General features: G+C 60.9%; 13 protein-coding genes. 2 read left to right on the top strand and 11 right to left on the bottom strand.

The window, feature by feature from the left end; genetic code table 11:
• Nucleotide 1: 1 nt before the first annotated feature.
• Complete coding sequence (locus tag H8F22_RS13165) at nucleotides 2-898, bottom strand: LysR family transcriptional regulator (protein WP_194940279.1); 897 nt, start codon at nucleotides 896-898, stop codon at nucleotides 2-4.
• 128 nt (nucleotides 899-1,026) lie between these two features.
• Between H8F22_RS13165 and H8F22_RS13160 the strand changes: the two genes are divergently transcribed.
• Nucleotides 1,027-2,355, top strand: a complete 1,329-nt coding sequence (locus tag H8F22_RS13160; RefSeq protein ID WP_194940278.1) for an MFS transporter — start codon at nucleotides 1,027-1,029, stop codon at nucleotides 2,353-2,355.
• A gap of 75 nt (nucleotides 2,356-2,430) precedes the next feature.
• Here H8F22_RS13160 and H8F22_RS13155 read toward each other — a convergent pair whose 3' ends face one another.
• A complete protein-coding gene (locus H8F22_RS13155) occupies nucleotides 2,431-3,282 on the bottom strand; it encodes a hypothetical protein (protein ID WP_194940277.1) in 852 nt (283 codons plus the stop codon).
• Nucleotides 3,283-3,512: 230 nt separating this feature from the next.
• Between H8F22_RS13155 and treS the strand changes: the two genes are divergently transcribed.
• Complete coding sequence (gene treS / locus H8F22_RS13150; protein ID WP_059182715.1) at nucleotides 3,513-5,579, top strand: maltose alpha-D-glucosyltransferase; 2,067 nt, start codon at nucleotides 3,513-3,515, stop codon at nucleotides 5,577-5,579.
• Here the strand turns inward: treS and H8F22_RS13145 are convergent.
• From H8F22_RS13145 to H8F22_RS13105, 9 genes are all read right to left on the bottom strand, one after another.
• Nucleotides 5,557-6,687 carry an acyltransferase family protein gene (locus H8F22_RS13145; protein ID WP_194940276.1) on the bottom strand — a complete coding sequence of 377 codons (1,131 nt, stop codon included), beginning with the start codon at nucleotides 6,685-6,687 and terminating at the stop codon, nucleotides 5,557-5,559. The two genes, treS and H8F22_RS13145, sit on opposite strands and share 23 nt — an antisense overlap.
• A 190-nt stretch (nucleotides 6,688-6,877) precedes the next feature.
• Nucleotides 6,878-8,356 carry a family 16 glycosylhydrolase gene (locus tag H8F22_RS13140; RefSeq protein WP_194940275.1) on the bottom strand — a complete coding sequence of 493 codons (1,479 nt, stop codon included), beginning with the start codon at nucleotides 8,354-8,356 and terminating at the stop codon, nucleotides 6,878-6,880.
• Nucleotides 8,357-8,384: 28 nt separating this feature from the next.
• Complete coding sequence (galE, locus tag H8F22_RS13135) at nucleotides 8,385-9,440, bottom strand: UDP-glucose 4-epimerase GalE (protein WP_027924675.1); 1,056 nt, start codon at nucleotides 9,438-9,440, stop codon at nucleotides 8,385-8,387.
• A gap of 29 nt (nucleotides 9,441-9,469) precedes the next feature.
• Complete coding sequence (locus H8F22_RS13130; RefSeq protein WP_027924674.1) at nucleotides 9,470-10,888, bottom strand: oligosaccharide flippase family protein; 1,419 nt, start codon at nucleotides 10,886-10,888, stop codon at nucleotides 9,470-9,472.
• Nucleotides 10,889-10,901: 13 nt separating this feature from the next.
• Nucleotides 10,902-11,855 (bottom strand): glycosyltransferase family 2 protein, encoded by a 954-nt coding sequence (locus tag H8F22_RS13125; protein WP_194940274.1) that lies wholly within the window; start codon nucleotides 11,853-11,855, stop codon nucleotides 10,902-10,904.
• A gap of 16 nt (nucleotides 11,856-11,871) precedes the next feature.
• Nucleotides 11,872-13,185, bottom strand: coding sequence for an O-antigen ligase family protein (locus tag H8F22_RS13120; RefSeq protein ID WP_027924672.1), 1,314 nt, complete (start codon nucleotides 13,183-13,185; stop codon nucleotides 11,872-11,874).
• Nucleotides 13,182-14,294, bottom strand: coding sequence for a glycosyltransferase (locus H8F22_RS13115; RefSeq protein ID WP_194940273.1), 1,113 nt, complete (start codon nucleotides 14,292-14,294; stop codon nucleotides 13,182-13,184). Before H8F22_RS13115 ends, H8F22_RS13120 begins: the two co-directional genes overlap by 4 nt.
• Nucleotides 14,291-15,373: a glycosyltransferase gene (locus H8F22_RS13110; protein ID WP_027924670.1), complete on the bottom strand. Its 1,083-nt coding sequence runs from the start codon at nucleotides 15,371-15,373 to the stop codon at nucleotides 14,291-14,293. The genes H8F22_RS13115 and H8F22_RS13110 overlap by 4 nt, the downstream gene beginning before the upstream one ends.
• A 2-nt stretch (nucleotides 15,374-15,375) precedes the next feature.
• Nucleotides 15,376-16,080 carry a WecB/TagA/CpsF family glycosyltransferase gene (locus H8F22_RS13105; protein WP_194940272.1) on the bottom strand — a complete coding sequence of 235 codons (705 nt, stop codon included), beginning with the start codon at nucleotides 16,078-16,080 and terminating at the stop codon, nucleotides 15,376-15,378.
• Nucleotides 16,081-16,089: the final 9 nt, after the last annotated feature.

Below are 16,089 nucleotides of genomic sequence, written 5' to 3'. Positions count from 1 at the left end.
ATCAGTTCCCCTGCGCGCACACCTCACGAACGCAGTCGCGCAACCACCGATGCGCCGAGTCCGCATCCATGCGCGGGTGCCAGAGCATGGAGATCGTGATCGGCGGCGTCGGGATCGGCAGGGAAAAACTGTGCAACCCCGCGCGCAGGTTTTGCGTGTGCCGTTCGGGGACGGTCGCGATCAGGTCCGAGGCGCGGGCCAGTGCCAGTGCCGCGGAAAAACCGCCGACGATGGTGACAATGTCTCGCTCCAGCCCCAGTGATTGCAACGCCTCATCCATCGGCCCGCGGTCCCGCCCACGACGCGAGACCAGAATGTGCCGGCCAGAGGCGTAACGGGCGGGCGTGATCTCGCCTTCGCTCAACCCATGTCCGGCGCACGTCACGCCGATAAAGCGGTCCTGAAACAACGCACGGGTGCGCACTTCGGGGCTGGTGGTGTCGCCGACCACGCCGGTTTCCAGATCGACGCTTCCATCGCGCAGCAGCGCGCTGTCCTTGTTGAGTTTCTGCAGGAAGTGCAAACGCACGCCGGGCGCTTGCTCGCTGAGACGGGCGATGAGTGCCGGGCCGAAGTTTTCGACGAAGCCGTCGCTGGTGCGCAGGGTGAAGGTTCGGGTCAGGTGCTTGAGGTCGAGTTGCTCGGCGGGGCGCAGTACCGCTTCGGCGTGCTGCACCAATTGGCTGACTTGTTCGCGCAGTTCCAGCGCTCGCGGTGTCGGCACCAGCCCACGGCCGGCGCGCACCAGCAGCGGGTCGCCGGTGGTTTCGCGCAAGCGCGCCAGCGCACGGCTCATCGCCGACGGGCTCAGGCGCAAGCGTTGAGCGGCGCGCGCCACACTGCCTTCGGCGAGCAAGGCATCAAGGGTAATCAGCAGGTTCAGATCGGGCGTGGTCATGGCTGAACGTTAGCACGACTTGGCGGTGGCATGGCGTTGTGTGCAGGTATCAAGTGCAAACGCTGCGTCTTCCGCCATGCCAGCAGCGCGCTTACGCTGAAAGCCAATCTTTCAGAAGGGGCCTGCCCATGAAAACCCTCACGCCATCCACCCCGGTCCGCTGGGCGCTTGCCAGCCTTTCGCTGTCAATGTTGATGCCTTCCCTCGACACCAGCATCGCCAATGCCGGATTGCCGACGTTGGCTCAGACCTTTGATGCAGCGTTTCAAGATGTGCAATGGATTGTCCTGGCGTATCTGCTGGCGATCACGACGTTGATTGTCAGCGTCGGGCGGCTCGGTGACTTGATCGGGCGCAAACGCTTGTTGTTGGGTGGGATCGTCATTTTCACCCTGGCTTCGCTGGCCTGTGGGCTCGCGCCTTCGCTGGGCTGGCTGGTGGCGGCCCGTGCCGTGCAAGGTCTGGGCGCGGCGATCATGTTGGCGCTGACCGTGGCGTTTGTCGCGGATACGGTGCCGAAAGCGCAAACCGGCAACGCCATGGGCTTGCTGGGGACGATGTCGGCGATGGGCACCACGCTGGGTCCTTCGTTGGGCGGTGTGCTGATTTCCGGGTTCGGCTGGCAGACGATTTTTCTGGTCAACGTGCCGTTGGGTGTTTTGAATGTTGTACTCGCTTACCGCTGTTTGCCGGCAGATCGGCCGGTAGCTCGGCGTAGCGCTTTCGACTTCCCCGGGACGCTGCTGTTGGCGCTGACGCTCGGTGCGTATGCGCTGGCCATGACGTTGGGTGAAGGGTGGGTGCTGCTGATTGCTGGTATCGGTGGTGGGGTTTTCCTGTGGGTCGAGGCGAGATCCACGTCGCCCCTCATCAAGCTGGCGATGTTCCGTGAACGTGGGCTGAGTGCGAGCCTGGCCATGAGCGCCTTGGTGTCGACGGTGATGATGTCGACACTGGTGGTGGGGCCGTTTTATCTCTCGGGTACGCTGGGGCTGAACGCCGCGCTGGTCGGGTTAACCTTGTCGGTCGGTCCGCTGGTGGCGGCGCTGGGCGGGGTGCCGGCGGGGCGTCTGGTGGATCGATTCGGGGGGCAGCGCATGATGGTGTTCGGGCTGGTCACCATGGCGTTGGGCGCCGGGGTGTTGGCGATTATGCCGGTGGGTTTTGGTGTGCCTGGCTACGTCGTTCCCATCGCGGTGATCACGGCCAGTTATGCGCTGTTTCAGGCGGCGAATAACACCTTGATCATGACCGGTGTCAGCGCCGATCAGCGCGGGGTGATTGCCGGGCTGCTCAGTCTGTCGCGCAATCTGGGGTTGATCACGGGGGCCTCGGCGATGGGGGCGGTGTTTGCCGGTAATGGCATGCGGGTGACGTTTGCGGTGGCGGCGGGGTTGATTGTCCTGGCGCTGGTTATTGCATTGCCTGCCCGCAAACGCCAACTCGCCGCTGCCTGAATATTGCAGCCGCCGCAGTCCCTTGTGGGAGCGAGCAAGCTCGCACCCACAAGGGACTGCGGCGGTGCGAGGGGCTCAGGAAACCTGTGTTTGAAGCTTGGCCAGGATCAGGGCGGCCGGATCGTCAGTTTTGCCATCGTCGGCTTTTTTCTGGTCCGACCCATCCGTCACCACACCCGCGAGAATTTCAGCCAGGTTGTGAAAATGCCCGGACTTTTTCTCGGTCGGATCCGAACCACCACCCTGGTTCAACGCCGCTTCCAGCGACAAGTGCTGGGTCAGCCATTGCGGCGTGTTCTTTTCCTCGGGGCTCATGTTGTCGAGAAAATCCAGGGCCGCATGGGCGCGGGCGACCGGGTCGTTGGCAAACGGGTCTTTCCAGTTTTTTTCCTGATCCGCCGGGCCGCTGTAATAACCGGTGGCGAGACGGCCCTGCTGGCGCATCAAGGCCTGGGCCGAGGCTTGTTCATCCGCGGTGAACTTGCCGCCTTCATTGGTGGCGACGGCGTTCAGCGAGCGTCGATCGAGGTCGCCGAACAGCGCGTTACGGTCTTCATCGGTCTTGGCGTACGGCTTGCCGCTGGCGGTCATCTGCGCGTATTTTTCATCCATGCGCTTGCGCGCATCGGCGGCGACTTCCGGGAAGGTCTTGTCCTTGGAGCTGGAGATCGCACCGGGCTTGGACGCACCCAACACCAGCGCATCGGCATTCATCCCCACGCGCACCGGAAAGTACGGCGCATTGCCGACGATCGAGCTGCTGTAATCGGTGGAGGTGCTGGAGAGGCTCACCGAATCGGTGTTTGAGGCCTTGGCCTGCGCCGTGTCGTCTTGAGCGACCGGCTGCCGGGCAGTGGCAGACTTGGAATCGACGGCCGCCGCGTAGGCTGACATCGCCGCATTCGTTGAAGTTGAAACAGTGATCATTGTGCTTCCTTGGCGAGGAACGCTCGCAAGTGAGAGCGATAAGACGCTCGATGCCGGACACCGTACGCCGTATCCATGACGCTTTCATTGTATCGGCGGCGATACCTCCTACTTGAAAGCGTTCGCCGGTCAATGCAACGAATCCCGCCACAGGGCCTCATATAAAAACGAGCGACGCCCTATGAACACGGGCCTCGCGCCTCTGACTTCAATGACAGGTGATTGTTTTTATGACCGCAGCGGACAAGAACCATGTGATCTGGCTGGTTGAACAATCCATGCTGCACGCCGCCCGGCAGCGGGCCAGGCTCTATTCCGGGCAGGGCCGCTTGTGGCAACAACCCTATGCGCATACCCGGCCGCGCGATGCGTCGGCGTTGGCGTCGGTGTGGTTCACGGCGTACCCGGCGTCCATCGTCACCCGGGAGAACGGCACCGTGCTGGAAGCCCTGGGCGATGAAACCTTGTGGCATGCGCTGTCGAGAATCGGCATTCAGGGCATTCACAATGGCCCGCTGAAAATGTCCGGCGGCCTGACGGGCACCGAACGCACGCCGACGATTGACGGCAATTTCGACCGCATCAGTTTCGACATCGACCCGCAACTGGGCACCGAGGCGCAGTTGCAGGCGCTGGTGCGCATGGCCGCCGCGCACAACGCGGTGATCATCGATGACGTGATCCCGTCGCACACCGGCAAAGGCGCAGACTTCCGTTTGGCCGAGATGGCGTATGAGGACTATCCCGGCCTCTACCACATGGTGGAAATCCGCGAAGAAGACTGGCCGCTGCTGCCCGACATCGCTGAGGGCCGCGATGCGCAAAACCTCAGCCCGTTGCAGGTTGACGTGCTCCGCGACAAGCACTACATCGTCGGCCAGTTGCAGCGAGTAATTTTTTTCGAGCCTGGGGTCAAGGAAACTGACTGGAGCGCGACACCGGTTGTGGTGGGCGTCGACGGCAAGCCGCGCCGCTGGGTCTATTTGCATTACTTCAAGGAAGGGCAGCCCTCGCTGAACTGGCTGGACCCAACCTTCGCCGCGCAGCAGATGATCATCGGCGACGCGCTGCACGCCATCGACGTGATGGGCGCCAAGATCCTGCGTCTGGATGCCAACGGTTTTCTCGGCGTCGAACGCAAACTCGACGGCACCGCCTGGTCGGAAAGCCATCCGCTGTCGATCACCGGCAATCAGTTGCTGGCCGGGGCGATCCGCAAGGCGGGCGGCTTCAGTTTTCAGGAGCTCAACCTGACCGTCGACGACATCGCCGCCATGTCCCACGGCGGCGCGGATCTTTCATACGATTTCATCACCCGACCGGCCTACCAGCATGCGCTGCTGATGGGCGATACCGAGTTCCTGCGCCTGATGCTGCGGCAGATGCACACCCTCGGTATCGACCCCGGTTCGTTGATCCACGCGTTGCAAAACCACGACGAACTGACCCTGGAACTGGTGCATTTCTGGACGCTGCACGCCCACGATAACTTCCTCTATCAGGGCCAGACCTTCCCCGGCAACATCCTGCGCGAGCACATTCGCGAGCAGATGTATGAACGCCTGGCCGGGGAACACGCGCCGTACAATCTGAAGTTCGTCACCAACGGTGTGTCCTGCACCACCGCCAGCATCATCACGGCCGCGCTGGGGATTCGTGATCTCGACGCGATCACCGCCGAGGACATCCAGCAGATTCGTCAGGTGCATTTGCTGTTGGTGATGTACAACGCGATGCAGCCCGGCGTATTCGCGTTGTCTGGATGGGATCTGGTCGGTGCGCTGCCATTGCCGGCCGAACAGGTCGCGCATTTGATGCACGACGGCGACACCCGGTGGATTCATCGCGGCGCTTATGATCTGGTCGACCTCAACCCCGAAGCAGAACTCTCGGCCGGGCAGATGCCGCGACCGAAGACGTTGTATGGCAGCCTGACCAGCCAATTGAAGGATCCGGATTCGTTCGTCTCGCAACTCAAACGAATCCTCGCTGCACGCCGCGCCTACGACATTGCCGCCAGTCGGCAGATCCTGATTCCGGATGTCGAGCATCCGGGGCTGCTGGTCATGGTCCACGAATTACCGGCCGGCAAAGGCACGCAAATCACTGCGCTGAACTTCGGCTCCACGCCGATCACTGAAACCCTGCACCTGCCCAACATTGCGCCGGGACCGGTGGTCGACATCATCAATGAGCGGGTGGAAGGGGACCTGACGCCTGAAGGGGAATTCACCATCACGCTGGATGCGTTCGAAGGATTGGCGCTGCGGGTGGTCAGTGCTTCGCCGATGATTTAGGGATTGGCTCGGTCGGTTTTGCGTCCGCTTGACGCTCAACCGGCCGCAGATACCTTGGCTTATTCGCCTCGACACGCTTGAAGGAGAATGACAGGGCTTTTTTAAAGTGCCTGGCAATGGGGGTTTCTATTTTTGTGTGGATGACATGAGACGCACCGATCATCAACGCGATAGTGCCCCAGAGCAGGACGTGCGGGTTTACCGCCGGATAGGCGATGTTGAAGATCATGAAGCCGATCATTTGATGCAGCAGGTATAGCGGGTAAGTCAGCGCACCTAATGCCGTCCAGTTGAAGGCTCCTACGGCTGCTGTCTTGTTGGTTGCCACCAGGAGGAACGTCATGAAAAACAGGATGATCATGCTGCAGACGATCAGCGGATCGAAGTCGGTTGGGTATTTGGTTTCGAGCAATTCGGCCCATACGACGGCGGTGAAGCAGGCCAATGCCAACGCGCCCGCCAGGAGCAGCACGCGTCTTTTGGTGAACCCCTTGGCCCAGATCATGTAGAACGTCGCACCCGCGATGAAATAGGCGGCGTAGTCGGTAATTAATGTCGAGCGCAACTTTTCAAAGGTGAAGACTTCGGCACCGGCAGAGATCAGTAGCCAGCACACAAGAAAGGTTTCTATTTTTTCTATTTTCTTGAAGGCCAGGAGAATGGAGATCATCAGGTAGAACTTTATTTCTACAAACAGCGACCAGTACACGCCGTCTATCGGCTCGACGCCCACAAAGTCGCCCAGCAACGTCATGTTAATAATGTATTGATAAATACCAGCGCTGTAGCGCGGCTGTCCGATGGCCAGCGTGACTAGAAAAGTCAGGGTGCAGCACACCCAGAAAGCAGGGTAGAGGCGAATGGCGCGGGAGATGAAAAACGCTCTTAGATTATTGCCCGACGCGGTCATCAGAATGACGAATCCGCTGATCATAAAAAACAGTTCGACGCCCAAGTAACCGTATTTGGCAGGCTCTGCCAACAGCGGATAGGGCATTTCAGACATGTCGCCTTTTGCATACCCGCGAAAAGCATAGTGAAAAAACACCACGGCGAGCGCTGCCAGAAAACGCAGCAAATCCAGTTCATTCAGCCGGCGTTTGATCACGTACACACTCCAGATGGATTGGCGCTGATTGACGACTGACGTCCCTGTCGATTGAACGCTGACCCAGTGCGGCCGTGCGCGGGAATGATCGGGCGTGCGGACGGGCTGGAATTCTGTCGACTCGACTGCTCGATCGAAAGTTCAGGGCTAATCGGAGGCACCTGACGGGCTGATCCATGATTGAGAAACGCTACTGGCTGCGTTGCCACACCTTGACGTAATCGACCCTGAAGGTAGAGGGCAAGTCAGCATCGTCGACCACGCCGAACCATTGCCACATGGCCTCACTGTCGAAGACGATCTGCATCGGAAAGAAGAAATTGGCATTTTTCGATTCCCGGACCAGCACGCCATCGACGTACCAGCGCAGGCTGTCGGGCTGCCAGTCGAAGCCATAGACATGAAACGTACTCGCCAGGCGCCAGGGGCTGACCCAGTTGCTGCCGTTGGCGATATGTTCGGTGCTTTGCGGGGTGGCCCATACGTGGGCGTTCATGTTGTACAGCCGGTCGAAGGCCGCGTTTTTGGTCTTGCCACCGATTTCGAAGATGTCGATTTCGGTGGCGTTGTCTTCCATGCCGGTCCAGGCCAGCCAGAAGGCGCTGGAACCTGCCGAGTCCATGGGTTTGGCGCGTGCCTCATAGTAACCGTAAAAACCGCGGTCGACCGTGCGCACCATGGCGGAGGAATAGTCCTTGAAACCCAGGTCCACGTACTTCTGTGGCAAGGCTTCCTTGCGAAAGACGATGTTCAGGTTGCCGTTGGCCACGAACGCATTGGCCGGCTTGAACAGTGCCGGCTTGCGGCCCAGGGATTCATTCCCCTGGGCATTGTTGACGTGCCAGCGCACGGGGTCGAGAACGTCGCCATTGAAGTCATCGGACAGGTTGCCGTCGAATATCCAGTTGCCAGCATTGGCCTGATCGGACAGGGGCAAGCTGGCGTCGAGGGGTTTTGGCAACGTGCCCAACGGTCCGACCCGGGTCCAGGTATCAGCCTGCCTGGGAACGGCAATCGACCACTTATTCGCCAGGTATTGATATGCCTCCTGTTGCTGCGCAAGGGAGGCGAACGGGCGGTCGTACACCAGCACTTCCGCGATATCGCCTTTGAAATTATCGGCGTTACCGACTACGTTGCGCCCGACCGCGTAGGGGCCGATGGGCACGTCCTGAAGTTCGAGGACGGAAAAGGTCGGCGCGTAGGCGTCTGCCTGTCGCAGGCTGATGGCGAAGTTCGGCAGCACATTGTCGTTATCGACGCTGTTCGGGCGCGAGCTGAACAGCCGCTGCCACGGGTCTGCCGGAGTCTGTTCGGGCTGCCGGCGGGAGACGATCAGCAGGGTTGCCGGGCCCTTGTCGGCGCGGATGGTTTTGCCCAGCAACGCCGAAGCGCCAGTGAAACGCACCACCGCGTTTCCGTTCAGGGCGTTGGCCACGCGCTGCGGACGCGAGGACGCAATGGCATCGTCGACCGTGGCGTGGTTGGATTTGCCGGACTTGTCGTTCCAGTGCTCGAGGCGGTCCTGAGCATCGATACTCATGCTCGACGCATCGGCCGCGTCCAGCCACAGCACCAGCCCGGAGGCGGGCGGACGGGAGGGCGCTGGCGCGGCGCTGCACGCCAGCGAAACCGACAACAGCAGTACCCACAGACAGTCTCTGAGCATGTGTTTTCCTTGCCGTTGGAACGACGGCTTACTTCACCGCCGTCAATGCCGGGACGTCGAATGAGGATTGATAGCCCTGCGGATTGCACGACTGCCAACGCCAGGAATCCTCCATCATCTGATCCAGATTGCGTTGCGCGCTCCAGCCCAGATCCCGTCCAGCCCGGCTCGGGTCGGCCCAGCATTGGGCGATATCTCCGGGGCGGCGCGGGGCGATGCGGTACGGAATGGCAATGCCGGTCACGTCTTCGAAACTGTGGATGATCTGGAGCACGCTGTAGCCGATGCCGGTGCCGAGGTTCCAGCAGTGAATGCCGCCCATGTCTTGCAATACCTGCAGCGCTTTGAGGTGACCATTGGCCAGGTCGACCACATGGATGTAGTCGCGCACGCACGTGCCGTCCACGGTGGGATAGTCGCTGCCGTACACCGTGAGTTCGGGCATCCGTCCAATCGCGACCTGCGTCAGGCACGGCAACAGGTTGTTGGGTCGGCCCTTGGGATCTTCGCCGAGCATCCCGCTTTCGTGCGCGCCAATCGGGTTGAAGTAGCGTAGCAAGGCGATGTTCCAGCGCGAATCGGAGTGGCACAGGTCGGTCAGCAGCTCTTCGATCATCAGCTTGGTCCGGCCGTAGGGATTGACCGGTTTGCCTGTGCCGAGGTCTTCGGCAATCGGTATTTGCGTGGGGTCGCCATACACCGTGGCCGACGAGCTGAACACCAGGTTGAACACTTCATGGCGCAGCATCGCCTGGCACAGATTGAGCGTCCCGGCGACGTTGTTGGCGTAATAGTCCAGTGGCTTTCGGACGCTTTCTTCCACGGATTTGAGACTCGCAAAATGCACCACGGCGTCGATGTCGTAACGACTGAAAATCTGCTCGAGCAAGATAGGGTCGCCCATGTCGCCATTGATGAAATCAACTCGGGTGTGGGTCAGTAGCTCAAGGCGCGCGATGCACTCTCGGCAGCTGTTGCACAGGTTGTCGAGTATCAGCACACGGTGTCCGGCGTTGATGAGTGCCAGGGCGGTATGCGAGCCGATGTAGCCCGCTCCGCCGGTGATCAGCGTAGTTTTGCGCATGGTGAGGTGTTCCTGTTTTGGGACTGAATTCAGCGGGCGGTGAATACCGATTTGAATTCTTGCGGCCAGCGCGGGTGCATGAGGCTATACGCCACGGCATAGCTCAGCGCGCCGGCCACGATGCTGCAGATCAGGTGCAAGTAACCTTCGAAACCCGATCGAGAAGAAACAAGGAGAACGATCGCGGCCATGACGAGCGAGGCAATCACACTGCGATAGTTGGTGTCGAAAAACAGCCGCCAGCCATAGCCGATGGCGCTGTTCAAGCCACGGATCTGCAACGGCGTGATGATCACCATCCGGGCCAGTAATGCCAGGGCGGCGGCCATGCCGCCATAGAGACTGCCGAAGCCATAGACCAGCGCCAGTGCCAGTACGGTGGTTGCCACTTCGGCCTTGATGGTCAGGTGACTGCGATTGACCGCGACCAGCGCAGTGGTGGCGTACATGGCGACATTGCCAATGGCTGCCGTGCACGCCAGCACCTGCAACAGGGGAATGGCCTCGGTCCATTTGGCGCCGAAGATCAACAGGATCACGTCGTGCGCGGTGAGTGCGATGCCGATGAACAAGGGCGTCAGCAGGAAACCGCTGACGGCGGTCGAATCACCGATGATCGCGCGCAACCGTGATGGATCGGCGCTGCGCCGGGCGAACACCGGCAGCGCGTAGCTCAGCAGGCCGTTGTAAATCGCCGTGCGTGGCAGCTCAATGATGCGCATTGCCATGTTGAACATGCCGACCGCGTTGGCGCCGGCCGTCATGCCCAGCACCACATTGACCCCGCGCTGCAGCGTTTGCGAACTCAGTGCGTTGACGGCTACCGGTGCACCGGCCTTCAACAGTTCGCGCAAGAACGGGCCGTCAATATGAAAGGCAATGCGTCGCGGGTCGGCGCGCATCAATACGATGATGGACACGAACTCCATGATCAGTGCCTGGGCAATGACCGCCCAGGCCCCCAACCCCAAAAGCGCGACAGCGACGCCGCCGACGCCACCACACACTTTGCCCAGCAGTGTGCGCGACGCCAACGTCTTGAAGTCGCCGCTACGGCGCATTTGCGCCACATAGACTCGCGCCATCATGGTGAACAGGATTTTCACCGAGGCCACCGCCGTCATCCATTGCAGCACCGGGTCGGGCGTATACAGAGCTGCCGCCCCCGAGATGATGACGATGGACACCAGGCTGACGAGTACCGCCGCCCAGAAGGCCGTGGAGATGTGGTTGTCCTCCAGCCGTTCGAGTCGCACCAGCGGGTCTTCCAGTACCGATGAATACACCAGGCCGATCAACTCGACGATGGCAATGATCACCGTGCCCACACCCAGCTCGGCGGGCGACAGCAGCCGGGCATACACGACAAAGGTAATCATCGACAGGAAGATCAGGCCGAATTTCTCGGTGAAGATCCAGATCAATGTCATCAGGCGATGATTGGCCATGGCGGATACCGGTTCAATGAGCGGTGGTTGACGCCGTTGCCTTGCGCCATGAGCGGGCGCAGGCATTGAGGTAGCGCAAGGTTGGTTTGCCGCTGGCGAAGATCAGCGTTTGCCAGGAATAGTCCAGCATTCGCCGGTAGACGCCGATCACGTCGGCATACTCGCCTTTGCGGGAAAAGGCATTGAGAAAGTCAGTGTGGTTGCCCAGCACGAAATCGATCCGTTGCTGCTTGGTCAACTGCGCGCCGTAGCGGGCGAGGTACACCTCGATGAACCTGATTTTGTTCGGGTAGTACTTCTTCGGTTGCGCGGTCATGTTGTTGCCATTGACCGTGCGCTCCAGCACCACCTGCGGCACCGTGTGGATCTCCCAGTGTTCGGCGATCCGGGTCCACATGAAGCGGTCTTCGGAGTAACGCAGGCTGGCATCGAAGCCGCCGTATTGCATGATCACGTCGCGCTTGACCAGCGCGGTGGATACGCCATTGAGGACGTTGGCGTGGATGAAATCGTAGAAATGCCGGCCGTTCTTGCGCAGATTGTCCAGTTGCCGCCTGCCGTCGCTGTAATTGACCTGCGTGTAGCAGTCGATCAGCCCCACCGGCCGGCCTTGACGACTGAGTTCGTCATACAGGGCCAGTTGCAGCTCCAGCTTTTGCGGACGGAACTGGTCATCGGCATCGAGAAACGCGACAAACGTCTCTTCAGAATGCCGCAGACCGTGGTTGCGGGCGCTGGCCTGGCCTTCGTTGGCCTGGTGCAGCAGCGTCAGGCGAAACGGCGCCGCGAAGGCTTTGACCCGTTGTGGCCCGTCATCGGAGGAACCGTCGTCGACGACGATGACGTGGTCGGGCAGTCGGGTTTGCCCGGCCAGGGACGTCAGCGTTTGCTCAATGCTGTCGGCGCCGTTGTACATCGGGATCACGACACACACTGAATGCGGTAAAGACGGGGTTTGGTCTGACACGGGTGATTCTCCTTTTTTACGCGTTGGCTGAATCGCGCGGGAATGCTTGGCCAGATCGACGCTGACGCACGGGTGACGGTGACAACTCGGGACAGGTCGCGTGGTGATGCCGGAAGGACAGGGCCAGGGTGCAGAACACCAGGAACTCGGCGGAGCGGTAGTTGGGAATCACGTACGCCACGTAGTTGGTGACGATGAACAGACCGATGATCACCAAGGCGCTGGCGCGAAACTGCGCAGACTGGTTCGCCGTCACGGCCCGGTACTGTTTAAGCAGCGCTTCAGCGAGCAGCAGAGCCAGCGCGGCCAGCTGGATGATGCCGCCATTGAGCAGCGTCTCCATGTAGCCGCTGTGGGCGTTGCCGATGTACCCCCAACGCTTGATGAACGCGGCAGCATCGGGGCTCGACCAGAAGGCGCCGAAGCCGTAGCCCTTGAGGTACTGATCGTCGACAAACGGCCCGAGCAGCTCCCAGATCATCGTGCGGTCGGTGAGTGACGGGTCGCGACCGGCCATTTCCAGGACCACCGCAAAGTTGCTGTAGAGAAACAGGCAGCCCAGCAGGTAGACGAGGGTGCAGCCGAGGAACAACAGCTGCGATCGGTTCATGCGCAGACGGATCAGCGTCAGGAAATACCAGTAGCTGATGGTGCCGGCAACGACCAGCACCACACCGGTCGCAGATTGGGCGAGCAGGATCGCAATCAGCGAGAAGAACGAACAGAACAGTGCCCAGCGGTTGCGCTGACGAATCATCGGCAGCAGCAACAGGATCGCGATGGCGTTGATCCGTGCGCCGGCATTCTTCTCCATGAAAATCCCCTTGAACGCGCCTTCGCGAATGCCGCCGGAAACGAACGCGGCACTGGGCATCACCAGCGCCAGGATCAAGCCGATCAACGCCGCCGCGCCAATGGCGCAGCCGAGCATGAAGGTGATTTTTTCGAGGCTGTAGTTGTAGGCAATGAAGCCTGCAAAAAACACCACGCTGATCATCGCGACAAACCGCTTGAGGCTCAGCATCGGGTCGAAGGACCAGCCGATGGAGGCGATCACGCAGAGCATGAACAGCAGCAGAAAGAAGTTGCCCCGGTAAAAGCTTTTACTGAGGAACACCTTGTTGCGGATGAAGAAAAACAACGGCACCAGCAGCGTGATCAAACCGCAGACCTGGTTGGTCACGTTGCCTTCGAGGTCTTTGTCGATGTCGTCGAAACTCGAGGCGCTGCCCAAACCAAGGACAAAGGAAATCACCTGGATGTAAAACAGCACGCCGAACAAGGTGAAACCGTCACGCAGGGTGGAATGGCGGATCTCCAGTCTGTTCATGGCGAGGGGCTCCCGAGCAGGGCGGTGAGGTAGGTTTTCACCGCGCTGGCGTTCATGAACCGGGCCGCCGCATCGAGGCGGGCCTGGCGGTGTACATCGCGTGGAGTGGTGAGTTGCAGGGCAATCGCCTGCGACAGGGCAATCGGGTCGTCGACCGCCACGAGGGGGGCGACGACGCCATTGATCAGGATGTCTTGCGGGCCATGGGGGCACCGGGTCGAGACCACCCGCGTGCCGGTGGACAAAGCTTCGACCAGCGCGTTCGGGCTGCCTTCGAAACGCGACGACAACACGAAGCAATCGGCCGCGGCCACTTCCGCCATCGGGTCATGGGTGTAACCCGGCAGGTCGACCCGATGCTCCACACCCAGTTTGCGTGCCTGCGCCAGCAAACGATCGCGCAGTACGCCTTCGCCAAAAATGATCAGGCGCGCACTGCGATTGGGCAGCGCGGCGAACGCGGTGATCAAGGTGTCGAAACCTTTTTGCGGTGCCAGGCGGCCCACGGCGACAATGACCGGGCTCGACGCTTCCAGCAGCCAGCGGTGGCTGGACGGGCGTGGCGGTTTGTCGCGAAAGTCGTTGTCGAGCACCGGGTTGTCGGCAATGGTCACGTCCTGTCGGCGCGCAATAGTCGTGTCGATCAGGTCCTGGGCGACGCCTCGCGACACGCAAATCACCGGGTTGGGAATCAGTCGATACAGCAGCGGCGCTACGCGGTAGGCGATCCGTACCATGAGGTCGGGGTTGACGTGCTTGTCGTGAGAAAACGCATTGCGCTCGCTGACGTGCAGTCGGGCCAGCGTCCCCGACAGCGCGGCGGCAACGATGGCCACCACGTTGACGTGAGTCAGCGCTGCCAGTTGTGCGTCGAAACGGTTTTGCCGAAGGAAGCGCGCCAGCGCCGGCACCGCCCTTGAACTGCGCGGGCTGCCCAGTTCAACCTTTTTTACTCGGGGGTCGAGGTTTGCCACGTTGAGGCCGCCGCCGGTGAGCATCAGCAGGGTGACGTCGTTGCCCGCGTCCACCAGCGCACCGGCCAGGCGCGTCATCATTTTTTCCGCCCCGCCTGCGCTGAGGTCGTGGAGGATAATCAGCAGCTTTTTCATTGGTTCCATACCTGGTAATACGCCTGCGCGGCGTCCTGGCTGGTGTACTGGCGGATCGCGTCACTGATCATTTCCCCGTTGATCGCCACCTGACCCTGCAAAAACAGGCTTTGCAGCATGCCTTCGGCCAACGCCGGTACGTCGTTGACGTTGACCAGTTGGCCGAGTCGGCCGTGGTCCAGCAGTTCCCGAGGCCCGGTCTCGCAGTCGCACGCCAGCACCGGCGTACCCAGCGCCAGGGCTTCGATCAGCACGGTCGGCATGCCTTCGTGCAGCGAGCTGAGAATGAACAGTCGAGCCTGTTTGAGCAGGGGATAGGGGTTGCTCAGGAACCCGGTGAAATGCACCCGGTGCGCGATGCCCAGGCGGTTTGCCTGAATGATCAGCGCTTCGCGCAACGGACCGTCACCCGCAATCACCAGGTCCGGCACTGCCTCGCTTTGCAGGGCCATGGCGTAGGCGTCGAGCAGGAGGTTAAAGCCTTTGGGTTCGACCAACCGGCCCAGGCCCAGCCAGTAATTGCGCGGAACTTCGGTGGGCAACGGACCCTTGGCGGCGCGCAGGAGCTGGTCGGTGATGACCGCGTTGGGGCAATAGCGGATGCGCTGCCGCCCCCACGGCATCATCTCGGCCAGGGATTGGCGCAGCGCGGTGGACACCGCCACCACCTTGCCGCTGCCACACAGGTACAGCGCGTAGAGCAGGCGCAGGCTGGTGGGGCCGGTTTTCTGTTCCGAGCAATCGAATGATGCGTGACGGCTATAGATCACCTTGCAGGAGCTGCCGAGGGTGGCGAACCACGTGCACAGGTTGGCCTGCTCCTTGGCGGAAATGAGGTGGGTGATGCCTTCGCGGTGAATCAGCCGGCGTAACTGGACGATCGATTTGAGCATCCCCCAAAGACCGCTGCCATCGCCGTCATTAAGACTTCGCACGCCTTCAGTGTCGGGCGTGTCGCCGTTGATGACGAAGAAGCTCACATGTTGGCCGTCCTTGAGAAACTGCTCGGACAAGCGCTGCTGAACGCGCTCGACACCGCCGCCCGAAGTGAAATCCTTGAGGATGAACAGAATGTGCATGGTCATTCCCCGACACTGATGGTGACTTCGTGCCGAACGACCATCCCCAGCAGTTGCAGGAAATTGCTCGGGTAGTCGACGAGGTAGCGCTTGATGGTGTGCGGCTCGCGGTACATGCGATAGAACGCGCGCAGGTGCAGGCGGTTAATCACCGCCGGGTAGTAGTGACGCGTGGCCATGGCCTCCTGGCGAATGAACCCGCCACAGGTAAAGGCAACACCGCGAAACCCGGAGCGCTGCGCGTCCTGCTCGAACTTTTCTTGCAGTCCGGCACCGAGGCCGACGATCAGGATGTTCGCTCCGCTGCGGCAGATCTCGGCCTGAATGCCCTCGGCCTGCGCTGCATCGAAATAGCCGTTGTGATAGCCGGCGATGATCAGTTGCGGATAGCGCGCCTTGATCTTGCTGATGAACAACTCGAGTTCGTCCTGCCGGGCACCGACGAAATACACCCGTTTGCCCTGTTGCTCGGCGCTACCCAGCACCGGATGAGCGATGGAAGTGAAGTCGAAACTGACCCGGCCGACGTTGCGCCCAGTGACCCGCGACATGAACGCCGACATCAGCATGCCGTCGCAAAAGTAGGCAACGGTGCCCGGGGTGTGTTTGATCAGGCTGCCGATGGACGCAAAATTAATGAAGGAATACGCCTGGCTGGCATCCAGCAACGTCGGTGAGTATTGCCTGACGATTTTCAGCGTGATCATGGCCTGACC

The sequence above is a fragment of the Pseudomonas mucoides genome, from assembly GCF_015461845.1.
Taxonomy (GTDB): Bacteria; Pseudomonadota; Gammaproteobacteria; order Pseudomonadales; family Pseudomonadaceae; genus Aquipseudomonas; species Aquipseudomonas mucoides.
The sequence above is the reverse complement of the archived record's forward strand: the minus strand, read 5'-3'. Positions and strand labels throughout refer to the sequence as shown.